The organism is Vibrio sp. OPT46, assembly GCF_015163535.1.
In the GTDB taxonomy this organism is placed as follows: domain Bacteria; phylum Pseudomonadota; class Gammaproteobacteria; order Enterobacterales; family Vibrionaceae; genus Vibrio; species Vibrio alginolyticus.
In genome coordinates this window covers 7,033-10,120 of sequence record NZ_JADDYG010000474.1, presented here as the reverse complement: position 1 = coordinate 10,120, position 3,088 = coordinate 7,033, and the positions used below count along the sequence as shown (strand labels likewise).

General features: G+C 43.9%; 3 protein-coding genes. All 3 read right to left on the bottom strand.

Annotation, left to right across the window (positions count from 1 at the left end):
• On the bottom strand, positions 1-1,570 hold a 1,570-nt coding region (locus IQR33_RS35205), incomplete at its 3' end, for an HAD-IC family P-type ATPase (protein WP_193843978.1).
• 1 nt (position 1,571) lies between these two features.
• A complete protein-coding gene (locus tag IQR33_RS19960) occupies positions 1,572-2,006 on the bottom strand; it encodes a MerR family transcriptional regulator (RefSeq protein ID WP_228014020.1) in 435 nt (144 codons plus the stop codon).
• Positions 2,007-2,394: 388 nt separating this feature from the next.
• Positions 2,395-3,088 (bottom strand): Tn7-like element transposition protein TnsE (locus IQR33_RS33715; RefSeq protein WP_228014019.1); only part of this gene is annotated, 694 nt, incomplete at its 5' end.

The window sequence follows — 3,088 nt, the reverse complement described above, 5'->3', positions numbered from 1 at the left end:
GTTGAGGGCCAAAATTATACCAAGCCAGCGCTGTCAGAATCGATAGAATCATCACGGTTGGTACAAACACCGAAGACACTTTATCGGCTAGATGGCTGATTGGTGGCTTGGAGTTTTGCGCGTTCGACACCATACTGATGATCTGAGCAAGAACAGTATCACTGCCCACTTTCTGCGCCTCAAAAACGAAACTTCCGTGGTCATTAATCGTCCCGGCAGACACTGAGCCGCCCACTTGTTTAACAACTGGAATTGGCTCTCCAGTGAGCATAGACTCATCAATCGTTGTCTCACCCTCTTTAATTACGCCATCAACAGGGACTTTTTCACCGGCTCTAACGCGAATCAAGTCGCCTGCGACAACTTGTTCAATCGGTAAAGACATCTCTTTGCCGTCACGAATCACCATGGCAGTTTTGACTCTCAAATCAAGCAAACGTTTGATAGCCTTCGAAGTTCTGCCTCGCGCCTTTAGCTCAAGCGCCTGTCCTAAATTGATTAAACCAATGATCATGGCAGTAGCTTCAAAGTAGAGATGCCTTGCACTTTCCGGAAGCCACTGCGGCCCGACTACGACCACCATTGAATAGAGCCACGCGGTACCCGTTCCTAGCGCTATCAACGTATCCATGTTCGCATTTCGATTGAGAAAGGCCTTCCAAGCTCCAGTAAAAAAGTGCTTGCCCGCACGGACTAAAATGAAAAATGTCACTACACCTACGGCCAACCATAGCAACTGCTCAGACTGCGTATTGACATTCATTGGTCCGCCGAACAGACCGTACACCATCAACGGTACGCCAAGACCAAGACCAATAGCGCTTTGTTTTACTTTAAAGCGATACTCCTGCGCTTCATGCTCTTCTTTGAGGTCACTTGCTAATGCCTGATCGACAATTTCTTCTGCGTCATATCCTGCGCCTTGTATCGCTTCAATGAGTACGCTGGCAGGCTGACTTGACACCACGGTCGCCGTGCGATTCGCAAAGTTCACGTCAACAGAGTCGACTCCTGACATCGATATAAGCGCACCTTCAATCGTATTAACACAACTTGCGCAAGTGACACCGATTAATGACAGCTCAATACTGACATCCACCGCCTGTGTTGTTTTCACTTTATTCGATTTAATGACATCTGTAGTTTGTGGTTGTGTGTCATCAGTACTACCGCTATAGCCTTGTTCAACTAATACGCTTTCAATTTCATCACCATTCAAACTGCTATTCACCACTAATGTTTGATTGTCTAAATCAACAACAACCTGAGCGGAGGTATCTAGTTCAACTATTGCATTAGTGATTTTGCCCACACAGTGTTGGCAAGTAACATTCGATACTGGTGTACGATACTCTTGTTGCGTAGGTATTGATGCCGCATATCCTAACTTTGTAATGACTTCTATCGCGCTTTCTGGCTGCAACGTGGTAATGAGCACTGCTCTGTTTTTGGTATCATTAATAGTGAACGAGACATCTGGGTCTCTTTCACGTAACCCGTCTACAATTTTAGCGACACATCGGCCACAGTTAATGCCGGACAGTGCTAAAGAATACTGTGTTGTGTTCATGTTAGTTTTCCTCGCGTAATACTTGATGGTGTTTCTCAGACCAGTCCTCTATTAAGCAACACAGTGCGTTGCCGTTGGGTTCCATATCCGGCTTTTCATCCCACTCTGCATAAGTCTCTTCCATAATGACTAAATGGCGTTGGTATTCTTCGATTTTTTGCTTGGTTTCTACAATTTTATCAGTCAGCATTTGCCTCACTGCAGGGCAAGGAGCCAACCCTTGCTCAGAGTAATCAATGATTTCTTGAATCTGACTAAGGCTAAAACCAATAGCTCTTGCATGAGAAATGAACTTCAGGCGATTAACCGCACTTTGCTGGTATATCTTGTAGCCATTATTAGGATCTCTCTCTGCATAAAGAAGACCTTTTCGAGTATAAAACCTGACTGTTTCAGCGGTCACACCCGCTACTCTCGCAATTTCAGTTGTCAACATAACCAACTCCTCTGAAGGTTTAATGCACATGAGACTTTGTTCGTTTTATGTTGCTAGCCAAAAATAAATGCGACTAAAAATATAATCACAAACAACCCAATAAACAGTTTAAGTAACAACTTAGGGTCACTGCTCCCACCGTTTGGGGCTTTGTTACAACAACTCATAACTATCTCCAATTCGTTACCAATGTGTATTAGTTGTAGCTTAAAACCTATGTGTTAGACATAGGTCAAGCGTATTGAGAAAAAATTCAAGAGGAATGTTATTGGTGAGGGATAAATTGGGATCTAATTGCAATAATGTAATGAACATTAACTCTAAATGATCTGGAGGCTCTCCGGATTCAGGTAGTGCCACGAATCGCTTAACCACATAGCTAAAAACACTAGAGTTTCTCAGCAACCCTCCCTGCCCAATCTAAGATTGATTCGATTGGAATACCTGTCGGGTGCCCTTCTACTGACTTAGGGTGAGATATACCAATATGCTTTTTGAAGCCAAACATGGCATCCATTTCTTGTGTTGGCCATCCAAGAGACTTTGTCACCACGCCTATTTTAATTCGAGAAAACTGTTCTTTCCAATTACGAGTATCGTTCTGCCGCACGCATTTGGTTGAGATCCATTTATTCAGGCCTGTTACATCTATCTCAATCAAGTAATTAATATGGCCGTTCCGTTCAACGACAACGCAACGAATCGTTCTCTTGGCACCAGAGTCAATCAGGTGACATTTACTACGCCCAACCTGATCCAGCTCGTGAGTATAAGAATCAATGATTGTACAGGCGTATTTTTCCTCTAGCATTTGCACCATCATGTTAAAGGCCGTAAAGCGAGAGGCATACTCCTCAGACCTATCAGTACCATCTTGCATACCTCCACCCATGTCTGCCGAAGGTATCTCACCATTACTGCCAGGCTCATTGGTACTGACCTTATCACCAGCTTTCTTAGCTGCATCTTTGCTTCTATCTGGTCGATGACTCCTTTTGGGTGTTGTTGCTTTCGACGTTGAAAAACTATTTTTAAACCTTACTGAGCAGGTATTTTCACCTAGCAAGAAGGCGTGGTTAGCA